This window comes from Cupriavidus sp. 2SB (assembly GCF_005503625.1).
Lineage (GTDB): Bacteria > Pseudomonadota > Gammaproteobacteria > Burkholderiales > Burkholderiaceae > Cupriavidus.
In genome coordinates this window covers 41,266-58,949 of record NZ_SCMX01000022.1, presented here as the reverse complement: position 1 = coordinate 58,949, position 17,684 = coordinate 41,266, and the positions used below count along the sequence as shown (strand labels likewise).

Genomic DNA, 17,684 nt, shown 5'->3' with positions numbered 1-17,684 from the left:
CATGAAGACATTCCTGACCCAGACCCTCGTCGCCCTCCTGGCGAGCCATGCCTTGTTCGCCAACGCCGCCCCCGGTGCCCATGGTCCCGGCGGCGAGCATCTCGATGCACCGGGTGCAACCGCTACAGCCAGCGGACTCGCGCGCCTGCCGGATGGCAGCGTGCAGGTGCCCAAGCTCGCGCAACGGCGCATGGGCATTCGCACCGTCTTGCCGCAAGCCGGCGAGCATCCGCAGACGGTGCCGCTGAACGCCTCTGTCGTGATGGACCCCAACGCCGGCGGCCGAGTGCAGGCCGGTCATCCGGGCTGGCTCGAAGCACCGCACGATGGCTTCCCGGTGCTTGGGCAACGCGTCTCGAAGGGACAGATCCTGGCGGTGCTGCGGCACAAGAACGAGCCGTTCGACATTGGCAACCAGCAGGCGCAGCTTGCCACGCTGACGGCCAATCTCAAGCTGGCCCGGCAACGGCTGGAACGACTGGAATCTCTGCAAGACAGCATTCCGCGCAAGGATATCGATGCGGCGCGCGCGGAAGTGCAAAGCCTGACGGGCCAGCGCGAGGCCGTGGCTACGAGCCTCCATCCCACCGATACGCTGCGCGCGCCTGTTGGGGGTGTCATTGCATCGGCAAATGTGATCGCGGGACAGGTGGTGACCGCTCAGGACATCCTGTTCGAGATCGTCGATCCGCAACGGCTCATGATCGAGGCGCAGAGTGCGGATGCCTCGCTGGTCGGCCGTATCCGCAATGGCGTGCTCGTCGACGGCGGCAAGCTGTCATTCGTCGGCGCAGGCCGCAGCCTCAAGAATGGCGCCGTGCCGCTGACATTCCGGTTGACCGACGGTTCGACGACGCTTGCCGTCGGCCAGCCCGTCACCGTGATCGCGCATCTGTCGGACACCGTCAAGGGTATCGCGCTGCCGAGCGAGGCCGTGGTGCGCAACCAGAACAATGAACCGACTGTCTGGATCAAGTCGGGCGCGCAACGCTTTATCGCCCAGCCGGTGGAAATTCGCACACTCGACGCGCGGACCATCGTGGTCACGCGCGGCCTGTCGCCGGAGAACCGCGTCGTTGTGAGCGGTGCCTCGCTGATCAATCAGATTCGATAAGGACGCGCCATGTTCAACTGGATCGTCCGCGCCAGCCTTGGCAATCGCCTGATGGTGCTGGCCGTCGCCATCATCCTGATGGTGTACGGCGCGCTCACCGCATGGCGCACTCCGGTCGACGTGTTCCCTGACCTCAACAAACCACTGGTCACCGTGATCACCGAAGCCGGCGGCATGGCACCGCAGGAAGTGGAGCTGCTGGTGTCGTTCCCGATCGAGACCGCGCTCAACGGCATGCCCGGTGTCACCCGCGTGCGCTCGGTGTCGGGCGTGGGCCTGTCCATCGTCTATGCGGAGTTCGACTGGGGCAGCGATATCTATCGCAACCGCCAACTGGTGTCCGAACGGCTGGCGTTGGTCAAGGAGCAATTGCCCGGTGGTCTCACGCCGATCCTCGGCCCGGTGTCGTCGATCATGGGTGAGATCATGCTCGTTGCGCTGCCTGTCGATGCCGCGAAAGTCAGCCCCATGGTGGCGCGCGAGTACGCCGACTTCGTGCTGCGCCCACGGTTGCTGTCCGTGCCCGGTGTGTCGCAAGTCATTCCCATTGGTGGCGAAGTCCGACAGTTGCGCGTCGAACCCGACACCGCACGCATGGCGCAGTTCGGTGTCACGCTGGCCGATGTCAGCCGCGCATTACGCGACTTCGCCGCAAATTCAAGCGGCGGCTTTATCGACCTGAATGGCCGCGAATACCTGATCCGCAATCTGGCGCGCACCACTCGACTCGAAGACTTGCGCGGACTGGCCGTGAGCTATCGGGACAACGCCCCCGTGCTGCTGGAGCAGATCGCGACGGTGCGGCACGCCGCGGCGGTCAAGCGTGGCGACGCGGGCTTCAATGGCCTGCCAGCCGTCATCGTCAGCGTGCAGAAGCAACCGGCAGCCGATACCGTCAAGCTCACGCGAGAGCTTGAGCAGGCGCTTGGCGAACTGAAGCAGGGCCTGCCTGCGGGCATGGCTGCGCCGCAGATCCTGTTCCGGCAAGCCGACTTCATCGAGGCATCGATCGGCAACGTGGTCGAGGCACTGCGCGATGGCGCCATCATGGTGGCCATCGTGCTGTTCGCCTTCCTGCTAAGTGCGCGCACGACGGCGATTTCATTGATCGCCATTCCGTTGTCGCTGGCCGTGACGGCGCTCGCGTTCAAGCTGCTGGGCCAGTCGATCAACGTGATGACGCTGGGTGGCCTCGCCATCGCCATCGGCGAACTGGTCGATGATGCCGTGGTGGATGTCGAGAACATCCTGCGACGGCTCAAGCAGCGGCGGACCATGGACAACCCGCCGTCCGTACTCGATGTCATCTGGCGCGCATCGATCGAAGTTCGTTCGGGCATCGTCTACGCCACGCTGATCGTCGTGCTGGTGTTCGTACCGCTGTTCGCGCTGCCCGGTATCGAAGGTCGATTGTTCGCGCCGCTGGGCATTGCCTATATCGTGTCGATCCTCGCGTCGATGCTAGTGTCGATGACGGTCACGCCGGTGCTGTCGTACTACCTGCTGCCGGCGATGAAGCGCCTCGATCATCCAGACAGTCCGCTGGTGCGATGGCTCAAGGGCGTGGAAACGCGGGTGCTGCGCTGGGCCTTTCCCCGTGCGCGGATGGTGCTGTCCGCCGCCGTGGCAACGGTGCTGCTCGCCGCGGCCACCGTGCCCTTCCTGCCGCGCGCATTTCTGCCAGCCTTCAACGAAGGCTCGCTCGTGATGTCGCTGATGTTCAATCCCGGCACCTCGCTGGCCGAGGCCAACCGCATGGGTGCGCTGGCCGAAACACTGATCCGGCAGGTGCCCGAGGTGATCCAGGTCGGCCGACGCACGGGCCGCGCGGAACTCGACGAGCATGCCGAAGGCGTTCACTCGTCGGAAATCGATGTGGACCTAAAACGCTCCGGCCGCAGCCGGGAAGTCGTGATGGCCGCCATTCGCGCGCAGCTATCCACGCTGCCGGCCTCGGTTGCCATCGGTCAGCCAATCTCGCACCGGCTCGATCACCTGCTGTCTGGCGTGCGCGCGCAGATCGCGCTCAAGATCTATGGCGACGATCTCGACACGCTGCGCGGACTCGCAGAGAACTTGCGCGGACGGCTCACTGGCATTCCCGGGCTGGTCGATATTTCGGTGGAAAAGCAGGTGCTGATTCCACAGGTCAATATCCGGCTCGACTATCGCAAGGCTGCGCAGTACGGCATCGCGCCCGGTGATGCGCTGGCGAGCCTGCAAACGCTCGCCGAAGGCGCGCGCGTCTCGCAAGTCATCGAAGGCGTGAAACGGTTCGATCTCGTTGTACGCCTGCCCGATGCCGGTCGCACACCGCAGGATCTGGCGCGCATCATGATCCAGTCTCCGCGCGGCGCCATCCCGCTCTCGGCCATCGCCACGGTGGAGGAAGCCGACGGCCCGAATCAGGTGGGTCGCGAGAATGGCAGGCGACGCATCGTGGTCTACGCGAATACCGATGGCTCCGACATGTCCCGCATCATCGGCGGCGTACGCGACGCCATCGCGCAATCGGGGCTGCCCGGTGGCTACTTCGTCAGCGTGGAAGGCCAGTTCCAGGCGCAGGAACAGGCTAGCCGCCTGATCGCGCTACTGGCGCTGGGTTCACTGGCGATGATCTATCTCGTCCTGTTCTCGCGCTACCGTTCACACCGTCTGACGCTCGCCATCATGGGGAACATCCCGTTCGCGCTGATCGGCAGCGTTGCCGCGATGTGGATCGGCGGACTGACGCTGTCGGTGGCGTCGATGGTGGGCTTCATCACGCTCACCGGCATCGCCACGCGCAACGGCATTCTCAAGGTGAGCCACTACATCAACCTTTGTCGCTTCGAGGGCGAGCAATTCGGCATTCCCATGCTGGTGCGCGGATCGCTCGAACGGCTCACGCCGGTGCTGATGACGGCGCTGGTGGCGGCGTTTGCGCTGGTGCCGCTGCTGATTTCGGCGGATGCGCCCGGCAAGGAAATCCTGCACCCCGTGGCCGTCGTGATCTTTGGCGGACTGCTCAGCTCCACACTGCTCGATGCCGTGCTCACACCAGTGATCGTCTGGTCCTTCGGACGCGAACCCATCGAGCGGATTGTGAAGGAAGGCGGACGCGAAGCGTATTGATTGCACGGATCGCACTGGATCCAAGGGCTTTGTGGCGACGCCCTGGAAGTCGCCCGTTTTCTGGAGTTATCCCATGAAGAAGTTGATCGCCATCGCCATTGCTGCCGCCGCCCTGGGCACCGCCGGTCTCGTCCATGCCCACGGCGCAAAGCCGGCGCAGTACGGCGGCGTGGTGCAGACCGCTAGCGACATGCAGTTCGAACTGGTGAAAAAGGACGGCAAGATCAGCCTGTACGTCGACGATCACGACGAGAAGAAATCCGTCACTGGCGCCAAAGGCAAGCTGACCGTACTGGCCGGCACGGACAAGAAGGAAACCACGCTGGCACCGGGCAACGACAACGCGCTGGTTGCCAAGGACGCCATCGCGCTGCCGTCGGGGGCCAAGGCGGTTGCAACGGTGACGTTTGCCGATGGTCAGACGGTGACGGTACGTTTTTCGGTGAAGTAAGACGATGAGGATCGGCGACCCTGACAGGAGGGTCGCCGATCATTTGCGCTGCAATCGACACTTAGCTGCCGTACACAACCCTTCTTTGTAGAGACCTCTACAACATTGAAGCAGGAACTTCGACCCACTAAGCTGGGCGCATGACTCCTGTTCAATCTTCCTCCCCGTGGGTGCTGCTGATCGTCAGCCTGCCCACATCTGCCGCCACCGCCCGCATGCGGTTCTGGCGCGGCATCAAGGCGCTTGGTGCGGCGGCCTTGCGCGACGGGGTCTATCTGCTACCCGATCTCGCTGGATTGCACGAGCCACTGCGAGCCCTCTCTACCGACGCGATCCAGGAGGATGGCAAGGTCTGGACGCTTTCCGTGCATGCCACCGCCCCCGAGCAGGATGCCGAATATCGCGCGCTGTTCGATCGCACGGCCGAATATGGCACGCCCGTAGCGGAAGCCAGTGGCTTTGAAGCGATATTGGCCGGCGCTCGCGAGCGACTGTCCGATGACGACGCATTGCTGGAGGAGGTCGGTTATGTCCTCGACTCGCTCTATACGCATTTCTCCAGCGCGCGCAAACGCTAGGACACGCCAGTTCGTCGACGGCTTCCAGCTCTCCGCAACACTCTCTACGCAAGACAATGAACTATCTCGTGCTCGTCGCCGTGACAGTGATCACCGAATCGGAGGTTGCGTGGCTGTTCCTCGCGGCCGGCGTGCTGGTATGGTTCTGCCGCGCGCCGCCCAAATGGCTGCGGCAAGGCAGACTGAATGCGATAGCGGCTACCCCGCTGGCGGCGGGCGGCATGATGAGCACCGTGGACTGACCGCTTCTGTCGCAGATCGCCGTGTTCTTTGCCAAGGCAGGTGCGTTCGTGTTCGGTTCCGGACTTGCCATCGTGCCATTCCTGTACGGTGGCGTGGTGACCGAGCATCACTGGCTGAACGACAAGCAGTTTGTCGATGCCGTAGCCGTCGCGATGATCACACCCGGCCCAGTTGTCATCACGGTGGGCTTCATCGGCTACCTCGTGGCGGGCTTCCCCGGCGCTTGCGTCGCGGCTGCCGCAACGTTTCTGCCTTGCTACCTGTTCACCGTTCTCCCTGCGCCGTATTTCAAGAAATACGGCAAGCTGCCTGCGATCCTGGCGTTCGTCGATGGCGTGACCGCAGCGGCGATCGGCGCCATCACCGGGGCGGTGATCGTTCTGGCGAAGCGTTCGATCGTCGATATCCCGACTGCGTTGCTGGCGCTCGCCACAGTTGCACTGCTGCTCAAGTTCAAGAAGCTGTCAGAGCCGATGATTGTTGCTGGCGCTGCATTAATTGGTCTGGTGGTCTATCCATTGCTGCACCATTGATACGGCACACCATGCTTGCCCGTCTCATCGTGCCGTCCGGTGTCGACGCAACCGTCCTGCCGCTTCTTGCCGGACGCTCGTTGCGTGGCTTCTGCGATGGCTTCATTGCCGTGCTCCTGCCCGCATACCTGCTGGCCCTCGGCTTCGACGAGTTCGCGGTGGGAGCGATCAGCAGTGCCACGCTGATCGGCTCCGCACTCGCCACCATCCTCGTCGGATTTGTCGGCCATCGCTTTGCACAGCGACGCCTGCTGATGTTGGCCGCCGTCCTGATGGCGGCCACGGGTGCGGCCTTTGCGGGCTTGACATCGCTATGGCCACTGTTGATCGTCGCATTCGTCGGCACACTGAACCCAAGCTCGGGCGATGTGAGCGTGTTCCTGCCGTTGGAACAATCACGACTGGCTGAGGCGGCGACACCCGATTCACGCACGGCACTGTTTGCACGCTACGGTCTTGCGGGTTCCCTGTCCGCAGCGTTCGGGGCGTTGGCCGCAGCCATTCCGGGCTGGATGTCCATGCATGCCGGCGTATCGTCTCTTGACGCCATGCGTCTGATGTTCGCCGTCTACACGCTGTCGGGCATCGCACTGTGGGCACTCTATGCGAGGTTGCCCGATCCACATCCGCAATCAATGTCGCCACCAGCACCGTTAGGTCCATCGCGCTGCATAGTCGTGCGGCTGGCAATGCTGTTTAGCGTGGATGCATTCGCAGGCGGCCTGGTCGTCAATGCCTTGCTCTCGCTTTGGCTAATGCAGCGTTTCGGCATGACTTCCGGTGCAGCAGGACAATTCTTCTTCTGGGCGGGACTGCTGACAACCGCGTCCCAACTCGCCGCCGTCCCGCTCGCCCGGAAGATCGGACTATTGAACACCATGGTGTTCACGCATATTCCATCCAGCATGTTCCTGATTGCGGCGGCGTTCGCACCGTCGTTGTCCCTGACGCTACTGTTGCTGCTGGCGCGCAGCGCACTGTCCCAGATGGATGTGCCAACGCGTACGGCGTTCGTGATGGCAGTCGTCACCCCCGCCGAGCGCAGTGCGGCAGCAAGTCTCACCGCAGTACCGCGCAGCCTGGCCGCAGCGATCGGCCCGATGCTTGCCGGTGGCCTCATGGCAATAGGCTGGACCGGAGCCCCTCTGCTGGCCTGCGGCTTGCTGAAGATCGGCTATGACCTGGCCATCCTGGCGGCGTTCAGGCAGACCAAAACGTTGAACTGACGAAACTAAGATGCAACCCATCGCAAACCTCCGGTGGCCGGGGCGGCGACTCTACATGACCGTTCACCGGCCTAATCTGTCGGTGGCACTGCAATGCTGAGGGGACTGCAACGGGTCGGCTACTGCCGGTCTGGTTTATCCCGTTGCAGGTACCCTCCTCTATGCGAGGTGGGCGATTGTACCTACGACATCCTGCGGTTACCAGCCAGTCTTCTTTCCGATCTTCAAACGCCGCAGGATCGGAGCATTTCATACCCGCATCAAAGCGCCAGGCGTTATTTCGGAAACAACAATGTCACCACGGCGCGACCGCCCCATCCATGTGCCCCACTGACAGGCGAATCCGCCCAGTATGTCGCGAACAATCCGAAACTGACCGGCTGATCCCTGATCTTTACAAGCTTGCTGACACCCGCATGAACCGGCACGCTCCATTGCGACTGTTTCCAGTCATAGGTGGACTCGGTATTGATCGTGTACGTCCACGCGGTGGGCGTCGTATAAGCAAGGAATGGCTGTAGGAAGGTACTGCTTACCGCTGGCCTGCCGTTGTCGCCCGCAACTGACCAGATATGGTTCCCGAGCATCCCGTAGGTCCACGGGCCATGTTGAACGAGGCCCACTGCGGTTGGGCCCAGACCCCACTTGCGACTGCTGAGCTGGTTTTCGGTACCCGTGGGCAATAGCATTGCCGGCCCCACTCCCCAGATCAAGCCGCCCGCCGTGGGCACTTTCGGTGAGAAAAACAGGCTCTGCACCGTATCTCCCAGTCCGGTCTGCGATCCCGAGCCAGGCGTGACCGATGACTGATAGGTAAAGGGCAAGATCGTTCGCGATATCAGGTTCCAGTCCTGATTGAGCGAAATGGGAACGACTGGCTGAAAGTTCATCGTCAGTCGATCCCCATCATGGGCCGGCCCGATTCCGCGATCGTAGTTGAACTGAAACGGGACGCTGATCAATGCTGCGACGGGATTGCTCAACTTTTTTGCCAGATCGGCCGAATCTTCCGCGTGGGCTGACGCTACGGTTGCGCCGAACAGCGGCATGGCGATCCTTAACATGGATCTGACTGCTCTCCCTCGACGACACATGGGTAGCTCCTTGAACACCGGGAATCTGACTGACCGGATTTCACCGAATGGTGGCCATGGTGCCTATGGCGAGGCCATCCGCGAAATGAAAGATTTCTGAACTGTTTTGAAACTTTGCGAGAAATGCGAAGGGGGCAGCTTTTCCGGGCACTGGCTCGGCATACTAGGTCAGATTGGGCATGAGCCGATATTGCCCTGCTGACTAACGGAGCACCCCGATGACAAGCCTCTCGAAGCGCATCACCATGAGTCTGGCGGCAGCAGTTCTTTGCAGTGTGATCCCGGCAAGTCAGGCAAAGGATTGGCCTGACCCGTTGCTGGAAACAGCCGGAACGCCGGAGAACGTCGCGAAGGGGAATGAGTTCGATGCGTATCAACTTGGCCTGTCGGCCTACGTCTGGGGTTATCCGCTAGTCAGAATGGAGCGCGTGGCACGGGAATACATCGACGTGCCCAATCCGAAGCCTTCCACCAGCTATCGAGCCCCGCTGAACCAGATCGGCTGGGCGCGGGACCTGGCCACGCCGTCGGCGCTGGACATGCCAACCGCGAACAACGACACCACGTATCTGAGCGCGGTGGTGGACCTGTCTCGCGAGCCCTACATCCTCTCGGTTCCGGACACCGGCGGACGCTATTACGTGGTGGACACCTTCAACATGTGGCAGGAACTGGAACACTACATCGGCCGCCGCGTGACGGGCACCAAGGCCGGCCGCTTTGCCCTTGTCGGCCCGGGCTGGAAAGGAAAGTTGCCGGCGGGTGTCAAACGGCTGGACATCAAGACCAGCAAGGTATGGCTGTGGGGCCGTATGCGTGTCTCCCCTGGCGAGGATATGAAGAAGCTGCACGCCCTGCAGGATACGTTCGACCTCCGCCCGCTGTCGGCGGTGGGCAAGAAGGACTGGAAGGCACCTGCCGCCTCGCTCGCGCCACTGCCGGATATCGGAACTGATCCCCTTGGGTTCTACAAGCACCTGGGCGCGGCGCTGAAGGACAACCCGATTCGCATCGAGGACAAGGCGCTCGCAGAGCAGTTCGCGCGGATCGGCCTCACGGCAAAGGGATTCGACCCGACCAAGCTCAATGAGAGCCAGCGCAAGGGCCTGATGCGCGCGATCAACGATGCGCCGCTGATTGCGGTATCGGCCGTCGCCCAGGCATCGGAAGTGCGCCAGGGCTGGAATTACGTGCGAGGGCTGGACAGTTTCGGATACGACTATCCCTTGCGCGCTGTGGTGGCCGGGCCCTACCTTGGCGGACAGGGCGAGAAGGAAGCGGTGTACCCGATCCGCTACACGGACCAGGCGGGCCAGCCACTGGATGGGGCGAACGACTATGTGGTGCGGTTCTCGGGTGAGCCACCCAACAACGCGTTCTGGTCGCTGACGATCTACGACGCCAAGACCAAGATGCTGATCGACAACCCCATCAGCCGATACAAGTTTGGCAGCGATACACAGGACATCCACAAGAATGCTGACGGCAGCTTCTCGGTGACCGTGTCGCCGCGACGACCGGCCGAGAGCGTCAACTGGCTGCCATCGCCGAGCGGGGGCTTCTACGCAATGCTGCGTATCTACCAGCCGAAGGACGCGATCATCTCAGGCGCCTGGAAGCTTCCGCAGATGGAGCGTGTCAGCAAGTAACGCAAGACATGACTTTTGGCGGCAATCCGGCCGTGCCGACGGCGCCGCCTTCTGACGACCGAAACGTGATGAACGTTAGGGAGCATTGCGATGGATCGACGTCAATTCCTGGTTTCCACCGCGGGCGGTGCCCTTGCCGCCACGACGGGCGCACCGGCGGACGCCCAGCCTGCGGGCGCTGCCCCCGCGCAGGGAAGTCGCGAGCCTCTGGGTGGCCAGCCTCCACCGGGAAGCGCGCCGTCCGTCAAAGACTTCGATTACCAGATCAAATACCACCGCGCCTTCGAGGCCGTGCTCTGGAACATGCCGGCGATTGCGATTTTCGCGTTCCGTCGCGCAGCGTTCGCGGACCTCGGGATGCAGGACAACGACATCATTGCGTACTCCGCACCGGCAACGCCACGGCTCGAGGCCATCACCGCCAATAGCTCGACGCCCTACATCGCCGCCTACACCGACCTGCGCAAGGGCCCGGTCGTGCTGGAGGTACCGAAGGCCGGACCCGATGGCAGCGTCTACGGACAGGTGGTGGACGCGTGGCAGTTTACGATTGCCGACGTGGGACCATCCGGCATGGACAAGGGCAAAGGTGGCAAGTACCTGTTCACGCCACCGGGCTACAAGGATCCGATCCCAAAGGGCCATATCCACGTGGCGTCACCAAACTACCGGATCGCCCTCGCTTTTCGTTCGGTACGCGCGCCCGGCAAGTCCGTGGAGGACGCCTACCACTATGCGCAACGGCTGCGCATGTACTACCTCTCCGAAGCTGCCAGCCCGCCGCGCCAGCGCTTTGTCGACCCGGCCAACCAGCGGTATCCGACGCTGCCGTTCTATGACGAGCGGCATTTCGCGGACATGCACGAGATCCTGAGCGTGGAGCCGGTGAAGGAGCAGGACAAGGTGATGATGGGGATGCTGAAATCCCTCGGAATCGAGAAGGGCAAGCCGTTCACACCCGACGACACCGCGAAACGGGCGATGCGTCAGGCAGCGATCGACGCCTGGTTCTTCCTGCAGCAGTGGTTCGACACTGAAATGGTGAAGCGCGTCTACTGGCCGGATCGGCACTATGTGTCGTTACTGCAAACCGATGCCAACCGTCGCTTCACCTTCACCTACGACGATCGGATAGACCTGATAGAGCGTGCCGCTGAGTACTTCTGGTGCACCTATATGCCCAAGGAACTGGGCGTAGCCCCTGCCACGCACTATATGGTCGCCCTGGCCGACAAGGACGGCAAACGGCTCGAGCCCGGCAAGCTGTACAAGGTGGACGTGCCGCGCGACATGCCGGTCAAGCAGTTCTGGGCGCTCACCGTCTACGACCACGCCACGTTCGCCTTCATCTACAGCGATTCCAACCGCACCACCCTGTCCTCCTATGATCTGGACAAGATGAGGAAGAACCCCGATGGCAGCGTGACCATCTACGTTGGACCCCGGGCACCGGGGGGCTTGGAGTCCAACTGGCTACCGAGCGAGGGCAAGCGCCCCATGCCGACCATGCGCTTCTATGGCGCTACCGACGCCATGAACAACAAGACGTTCAAGATGCCGGACTTTGAATTGGTTGGCACGTAGGCGCAGGTGCGGGCACGCGAAGGCTCCCCGAGGCGGTCGGTCTGCGCCTCAACCGCGCCAGAGCTTGTGGCGGCCTCCTACGGCCGCCCTGAGAATCGATTCTGCACATTGGCCAGCGCATAGCTGGTGCGAAGCGACAGCGACGTGGTATCGGCGTCGGCCGAATCGAATGTCTGGCCCCGCATTCTTGGGCCGATCTCGCCCGATGGTGACCGGGAGCTCAAGCAACTGGAGAAAGACGGTTGGATCCGCGCACCTACTCTCGCTTTGTGATTCCTGATGTGCGGGGGCTCGAATGCATCGAGCGGCGGGTGTAGCGATTTTAGGCGATGGGATGACCGTTGAACTACTAGCTTCAGTCGCCCGCAGCTCAAATCTGAGCGTCTCAGATGGGTCGATCGGAGACCTTTGAGTGCCTCGCCGCCGCGCTACCTGAGCATGGATATGACAGCATCGCGGAACCACCGGTGTGACAGCGACGTGTCCCAACGTGAATGCCATGCAATCGAATACATGCGATTTGGTAACTCTTCGGGCAATTCCAGCATGTTCAGGTCGAACTGGTCTGCCAGGATTCGCGCTACACGCACCGGCAGCGTTATTGCCGCGTTGCTGCCTTGCATGGCGAACGGCGCCAAGGACAACGTCGACACGTACATCGGAAATTTGCGCTTCGACAGCCCATGCTCCTTGAGCATGTTGTCGACATCGTTGTCGCGTCCAAGCATGTTGATCGTGCTGATAAAGCGCATGTCTGCGAGATCGGCCAGTTCAAGCCGCTTGTCGCCAAGCGGATGATCGCGCCGCACAAGACATACGCGCCGCTCTTCGAACAGTGGAAAGAACGTGATGTTGCGCGCCTGATGGTCAAAGCGACCGATTGCAATGTCGATAGCACCGGTTTCGAGATCCTCGACGGGCGTGACATCCCCGTACGCCGGGAAAAAATAGGCACCTGCATTAGGCGCCGCGGATTCCAGGAACCTATGCAGCAACGGGGCCAGCAGGAGTTCGACGGCACTCGTCGTGCCGATCTTGAATACCTGCGTTGACTCTGACGGACGAAACCCCCCACCCTCCTCCAGCGCCTGGTCGACGGCTTCTAGTGCCTGCCTGACCGTGCCGCGTAGATTGCGAGCAAGTTCAGTGGGCTCCAGTGTTCCTCGCACCCTGACAAACAGCGGGTCAGCCAACTCCTCCCGTAGTCGGGCGAGATCCCGACTCACGCCCGGCTGCGTGCGCACCAGCCTTTCCGCGGTCTTGGTGACGCTGCCCGTCTCCATCAAGATGAAGCATTTTTTCCTGGCCCTCGCGTGCGGCAGTGCTGCGGCCGCCACTTGTCTGCCCTTTGTCGCATTCGCTCAGGACAACTTTCCGGCCAAGCCGATACGGCTGGTGGTGCCGCTTCCCCCGGGCGGCGGTGCGGATGGCCTCGCGCGCATCTGGGGCGATTACGTGGCGCGGCATCTGGGCACGACCGTCGTAGTGGAAAACCGTGCCGGCGCGAATGGCTCGGCATCGAAAGAAATGCCATCGGCGCGATCAAGGCGATTGGTGCCGCTCGGATCGCGCTTCATGGTGACGGCAGTCATCACGTCAGCCTGGACAAGGTCATCAAGACGATGCGCGAAACCGGTGCCGATATGAAGACCAAGTACAAGGAAACCGCGAGAGGCGGTTTGGCGGTCAACGTCATCGAATGCTGACACCGGACATGTGATGTGTCGCAATAGCTGCCGCCGACGCCGTAACCGCAGAATGCAGAAACGAAATCTCCGTTCAAAACTGCAAAACACCGAAGCCTGCTCGTGTTGAAATGATCCCCGCTGAGGGGATGACACGCGGTCAAGCGTACGGCCACGTACGTCGCCTTTAGCGCCATATTCTTGGCATGCTCACCGTCCATGCCGCGCAACAGTCTTTTCCAACGTAGCACTTTATCTGCGGGGACGGTTGCGGTAGAAACACCATCACGTACTCGCAAGAGTCAACCCGTTTTCGCTTTTGGTCTTGGAATCCCAAACTCGCTCTCATTGGCTGCCAACACTTTGCCGCGGGCTGGCAGTGCTGCCCCTGCCCGTGTTGCACGCCATCGGTCGTGCGCTAGGCCGTCTTGTCTACATGTTGCCCGGGCGATATCGGCAGCGCCTCCAGGAGAATGCCGCGCAAGCTGGCTATCCGGATGCGAGTTTTGCGCGCCACTCGGCCGGAGAGGCCGGCGCCATGATCCTCGAAACCTGTCGCATCTGGTTTCGTAGTGACGACAGCATCACGCGCGTCATCTGCGACGACTGGGACGTCATTGATACCGCCCGCGCCGAGGGCAAGGGCATCTTGTTCCTCACACCACACCTGGGCAGCTTCGAGATTACGGCGCGATATGTTGCCAAGCGGATGCCGCTCACCGTGATGTTCCGCACGCCCAGCAAGGAATATCTGCGAACGCTGATGGACAGCGCTCGCTCCACCTCCGAGTTGACTGCTGTGGCAGCCTCGTCGCAAGGCGTGCGCGCCTTTCTACGGACGCTGCGTGAAGGCGGTGCCGTGGGCTTGCTACCCGATCAGGCACCGAGCCTTGGCGAGGGCGTGTGGGTTCCTTTCTTTGGCCGACAGGCGTTCACCATGACGCTGCCGGGAAAGCTGGCGGCACAGACTAAAGCAGCCGTGATCCTCGCGTCGGGCGAGCGCCTGCCAAGCGGGCGCGGATGGCGCCTGCACCTGACGCGGCTGCCCGGCGAGATGCCGGAAAAACCAACCGCCCAAGCTGCTGTCCTCAATGACGCGATGGAAACGTTGATTCGCCGTTTTCCCGAACAGTACCTCTGGAGCTACAACCGCTACAAGGCGCCTCCAGGCGCGCCGCCTCGGCCAGCCGAGTAAGCGCGCCGCGCTACCGACCGGATAGGTTCGCGCACCATCATTGCAGGAAGCATCGGCATCGGCATCGGCATCGGCATCGTTGCCTGTTTTCGGCCGCTTGCGGAAGTGCGGCGCACGACCGGCGCACGACCGGCGCACGACCGGCGCTATACTTCGCGGCGATGCGTCCAGCGCATCTCCACCCAGCACCGCGAGAACCCACCCCATGACCGAAGCCACCGCTCTTACGCCCGACGAATTCCAGGAGCTCGACGATCTGCTGGACGACCTGCGCCAGCGCGCTGAGGAAATCCCACAATGGGAATTCTGCGACGGCTTTCTTACGGCCCTGGTCTGCACGCGCCGCCGCATCCCCGCTTCCGACTACCTGCCCATGCTGCTGGGAGACGGTGCTGTGCTCGACGTGCCCGAGGGCAGCCCGCTGCCGTTGCTGCCCGCGTTCCACGACGCGGCCCAGCAGACCCGCTTCATGGCGCTGTGGCAGCGCCGATGGAATGAGGTGGAGCACCAGCTCGACCAGCCCGTGGAGACACTGGAGGATGACCAAACCTTCTATCCTGAGGCAATGGACATCCGCGGCGCCGTCTTGAGCCTGCCCCAGGAAGAGCGCCCTGAGATGGATGGGCGGGAAATTCCGTCGTTTGGCCAAGTGTGGGCGCTGGGCTTCATGTTCGTGGTGGAGAACTGGCCCGAGGAATGGGCCGCCCCGCGCGACAAGGAGGTAGCCCAGTGGCTGGACGACGCGCTCGAAAGCATCGTCGCCCTGACCGAGGACGACACCGGCGAGCCCGAAGTCCGCATGTACAGCGAAGATGGCCCGCCCAGCACGAGCCGAGCGCGCCTGGAAACCTTTGGCGAGGCGATCTGGGCGGTCTACGACTTGCGCCAGATCTGGAAGAGCCTGGGCCCGCGCGTGGAGGCCGTGGTGACAGGCGACCAGCCCGGCCGCAACGACCCGTGCCCTTGCGGCAGCGGCAAGAAGTTCAAGAAGTGCCACGGAGGATAAGGGCAAGCCGCTGTCTTGCAGTGGTCAGTTGCACGTGGCAGGTCGGCGCGACGTCTGCCTGATTACCCGGGGCCCCTCCGGCCCTTCAGAAGGCAACTAGCATTTCGCCTTCTTGGCCTGCCCCGGTGGGCAACCGCCATTTCCCTTGCCGCGGCCGGTGTAGTACTTCTCGCCTTTGGGGCCGTTGTGCTTGCGCCAGTAATCCGGATCGCGATACTCCCCGCCATCCCAGTAGTAGCCCCTGCTATCTCGGCTGCCAAAGGTGATGCTGACACCGGGCGCGTGGATGCTCGTATTTCCAACGAAGACATTGACATCAGCCGCGCTCGCGGCCCAACCGCTGCATGCGAGCATAATCGCAACGACAGATTTCTTCACGGAAGCTCCTTGTTGTGGGGAGAAAGAAGGAAACCATCGATACTACCTTGGGTTGCATATCGGGCGTCAATGGCAATGCCCAAACCGGAGCTCGCCATTGTGGGCGGGGGGCAACTCCATGCGACGTTACAACTGGCACGTTCGCGTTCTCTTCGGGTTTCGCGCGTATCGCGCTTTGATATTCGGGACAATTTTTCTCGAGATATCCCGCGTCCAAACTCAGGCGCTCGAACTTCGGAGCCAGCTTAACGGCGAATACGGCTGTTTCATTCCTGTTACAGATCGTTGCAATGCCGCCCCGTTGCCGCGAACGCGCTTCCCCTATGCTGCAGGCTCCATCGAGCCCTGAGGAGGGTCAAAAAAATGATAACGAGAAGCCAGCTTAATCTAAAGAAAATATTCGCCGTTTTGCCGGTGCCCTTTATCGTGGTTGCGTGCGGTGGCGGTGACGGAAGCAGCAGCGACAACGCACCGACTAATGGCACCCTGCATGTGGCAATGACCGATGCCCCGTCCTGCGGTTTTGATCACGTCTATGTCACGGTCAACAAGGTGCGGGTGAACAGCAGCAGCAATGCCGGGGACAACGACAGTGGCTGGACGGACATCACGCTGCCCGCGCCGCAAAAGGTGGACCTGCTCTCTCTTACCAACGGCGTGTTGTTCGACATTGGCCGCGCACCCTTACCCGCTGGCCAGTACCAACAGGTGCGCCTGGTGCTGAACGCGAACCAAGGCAATTCCCTGGCCAACTCCCTGGTCGTCTCGGGCACGACGAACGAGGTGCCTCTGGCCACGCCGAGCGCCACCCAGAGCGGGTACAAGATCATTCAGCCGTTTACGGTGCCTGCGAACACGCTGGTCGACCTGATTCTTGACTTCAATGCTTGCAAGTCGATTGTCCAGCAGGGCAATGGCTCATACAGCCTGAAGCCGGTAGTCACCGCCACGCCGTTGACCGTGAGCGGCACGATCTCCGGATTCGTGCCTGCCGCACAGGCTGGCGCCACGGTCTACGCAGAGCAGAATGGCCAGGTCATTCGCGGCACAGTAGCCGATGGCAATGGGCAGTTCGTCCTGACGCCGCTTATCCAAAGCAGCACCAACGGCACCTATGACATAGTGGTTGTCGACAATAAGCTGCCGTCCGGCCATGCAACCGGCATTATCCGGAATGTGCCAGTTACGGCGAGCGCGACGACCACGGTATCGACCTCGGGCGCCCCCATCACACTGCCAACGTCCGTCACCAACACTGTGTCCGGCACGGCCACGGCATCGGCACAGGCGTCGGTACGCGCGCTGCAGACTATTAACTCGGTGTCGTACGAAATTGCCTCGGCGAACGCCAACCTTGATACTGGCGCGTATTCGCTGACGTTACCGGCCGCGGCGCCAATGATCGGCACATACAGCCCGACACTGCCAATCGCCCTGACGGCCGCATCGGTTGCCGGACAGTATTCGGTGCAGGCGACGAGCGCGTCCGGTGCGACGCAGACCAGTGCAGCGAACGTTTCCGGCGGCGGCCAGAGCGGCGTGAACTTTAATTTCTAACCCAGTGTGAAGAGGGGCGTCAGCCTTCCTAACTCCGGTCCTGCGGCCCGTCCCCAGGGCGGGCCGGGCAACAACTTCTGTCCGCCGGGCCAAGCGAAGAAAGCCAACTGCTGATCCGGCCCGCTTCAACGTACTAAGGCCGGCGATACAGGCCGGCCTTTCCTCTACCCAATTGCGAGTGCAAACGAGAAGCGACTGCCTCAGTGCAACCATTCGTAACACGAGCAGCCATAACTGGCCGTCATCGCCTTCAACGCTTTGAGTGACCGTACCTGCT

At 62.2% G+C, this 17,684-nt stretch carries 13 protein-coding genes and 2 pseudogenes; 12 read left to right on the top strand and 3 right to left on the bottom strand.

Annotation, left to right across the window (positions count from 1 at the left end):
- Position 1 precedes the first annotated feature (1 nt).
- From FFS21_RS12830 to FFS21_RS12805, 6 genes and pseudogenes are all read left to right on the top strand, one after another.
- Positions 2–1,114 (top strand): efflux RND transporter periplasmic adaptor subunit, encoded by a 1,113-nt coding sequence (locus tag FFS21_RS12830; protein ID WP_137925220.1) that lies wholly within the window; start codon positions 2–4, stop codon positions 1,112–1,114.
- A 9-nt stretch (positions 1,115–1,123) separates the two neighbouring features.
- Positions 1,124–4,228: an efflux RND transporter permease subunit gene (locus FFS21_RS12825; RefSeq protein WP_137925219.1), complete on the top strand. Its 3,105-nt coding sequence runs from the start codon at positions 1,124–1,126 to the stop codon at positions 4,226–4,228.
- Between the two features lie 73 nt (positions 4,229–4,301).
- The gene (locus FFS21_RS12820) at positions 4,302–4,679 is read left to right on the top strand and encodes a hypothetical protein (RefSeq protein ID WP_137925218.1); all 378 of its coding nucleotides are present in this window, start codon (positions 4,302–4,304) and stop codon (positions 4,677–4,679) included.
- 140 nt (positions 4,680–4,819) lie between these two features.
- Complete coding sequence (locus FFS21_RS12815) at positions 4,820–5,257, top strand: Chromate resistance protein ChrB (protein WP_137925217.1); 438 nt, start codon at positions 4,820–4,822, stop codon at positions 5,255–5,257.
- Positions 5,258–5,319: 62 nt separating this feature from the next.
- A pseudogene (gene chrA, locus FFS21_RS12810) lies at positions 5,320–6,033 on the top strand (chromate efflux transporter); the annotation flags it as partial.
- Between the two features lie 11 nt (positions 6,034–6,044).
- Complete coding sequence (locus FFS21_RS12805; RefSeq protein WP_137925216.1) at positions 6,045–7,259, top strand: MFS transporter; 1,215 nt, start codon at positions 6,045–6,047, stop codon at positions 7,257–7,259.
- Positions 7,260–7,534: 275 nt separating this feature from the next.
- Here the strand turns inward: FFS21_RS12805 and FFS21_RS12800 are convergent, their stop codons facing one another.
- Positions 7,535–8,323 carry a transporter gene (locus tag FFS21_RS12800; protein WP_137925215.1) on the bottom strand — a complete coding sequence of 263 codons (789 nt, stop codon included), beginning with the start codon at positions 8,321–8,323 and terminating at the stop codon, positions 7,535–7,537.
- Between the two features lie 248 nt (positions 8,324–8,571).
- On the opposite strand from FFS21_RS12800, the gene FFS21_RS12795 reads away from it, so the two are divergent.
- Positions 8,572–10,002: a DUF1254 domain-containing protein gene (locus tag FFS21_RS12795; RefSeq protein WP_137925214.1), complete on the top strand. Its 1,431-nt coding sequence runs from the start codon at positions 8,572–8,574 to the stop codon at positions 10,000–10,002.
- Between the two features lie 90 nt (positions 10,003–10,092).
- Complete coding sequence (locus FFS21_RS12790) at positions 10,093–11,586, top strand: DUF1254 domain-containing protein (protein WP_137925213.1); 1,494 nt, start codon at positions 10,093–10,095, stop codon at positions 11,584–11,586.
- A 428-nt stretch (positions 11,587–12,014) separates the two neighbouring features.
- On the opposite strand, the gene FFS21_RS12785 is transcribed toward FFS21_RS12790, so the two are convergent.
- Positions 12,015–12,830: a LysR family transcriptional regulator gene (locus FFS21_RS12785; RefSeq protein WP_249359356.1), complete on the bottom strand. Its 816-nt coding sequence runs from the start codon at positions 12,828–12,830 to the stop codon at positions 12,015–12,017.
- Between the two features lie 273 nt (positions 12,831–13,103).
- Between FFS21_RS12785 and FFS21_RS12780 the strand changes: the two are divergent.
- The 3 genes and pseudogenes from FFS21_RS12780 to FFS21_RS12770 form a co-directional block, all read left to right on the top strand.
- Positions 13,104–13,292, top strand: a pseudogene (locus tag FFS21_RS12780) (L-serine ammonia-lyase, iron-sulfur-dependent, subunit alpha); the annotation flags it as partial.
- 331 nt (positions 13,293–13,623) lie between these two features.
- The gene (locus tag FFS21_RS12775; protein WP_137925254.1) at positions 13,624–14,466 is read left to right on the top strand and encodes a lysophospholipid acyltransferase family protein; all 843 of its coding nucleotides are present in this window, start codon (positions 13,624–13,626) and stop codon (positions 14,464–14,466) included.
- A 205-nt stretch (positions 14,467–14,671) separates the two neighbouring features.
- The gene (locus FFS21_RS12770; RefSeq protein ID WP_137925211.1) at positions 14,672–15,472 is read left to right on the top strand and encodes a YecA/YgfB family protein; all 801 of its coding nucleotides are present in this window, start codon (positions 14,672–14,674) and stop codon (positions 15,470–15,472) included.
- A gap of 96 nt (positions 15,473–15,568) precedes the next feature.
- Here the strand turns inward: FFS21_RS12770 and FFS21_RS12765 are convergent, their stop codons facing one another.
- Positions 15,569–15,850, bottom strand: a complete 282-nt coding sequence (locus FFS21_RS12765; protein ID WP_137925210.1) for a DUF2502 domain-containing protein — start codon at positions 15,848–15,850, stop codon at positions 15,569–15,571.
- Between the two features lie 363 nt (positions 15,851–16,213).
- On the opposite strand from FFS21_RS12765, the gene FFS21_RS12760 reads away from it, so the two are divergent.
- Entirely contained in the window at positions 16,214–17,407 is a 1,194-nt protein-coding gene (locus FFS21_RS12760) for a DUF4382 domain-containing protein (protein ID WP_137925209.1), read from the top strand.
- The last annotated feature ends 277 nt before the right edge of the window (positions 17,408–17,684 follow it).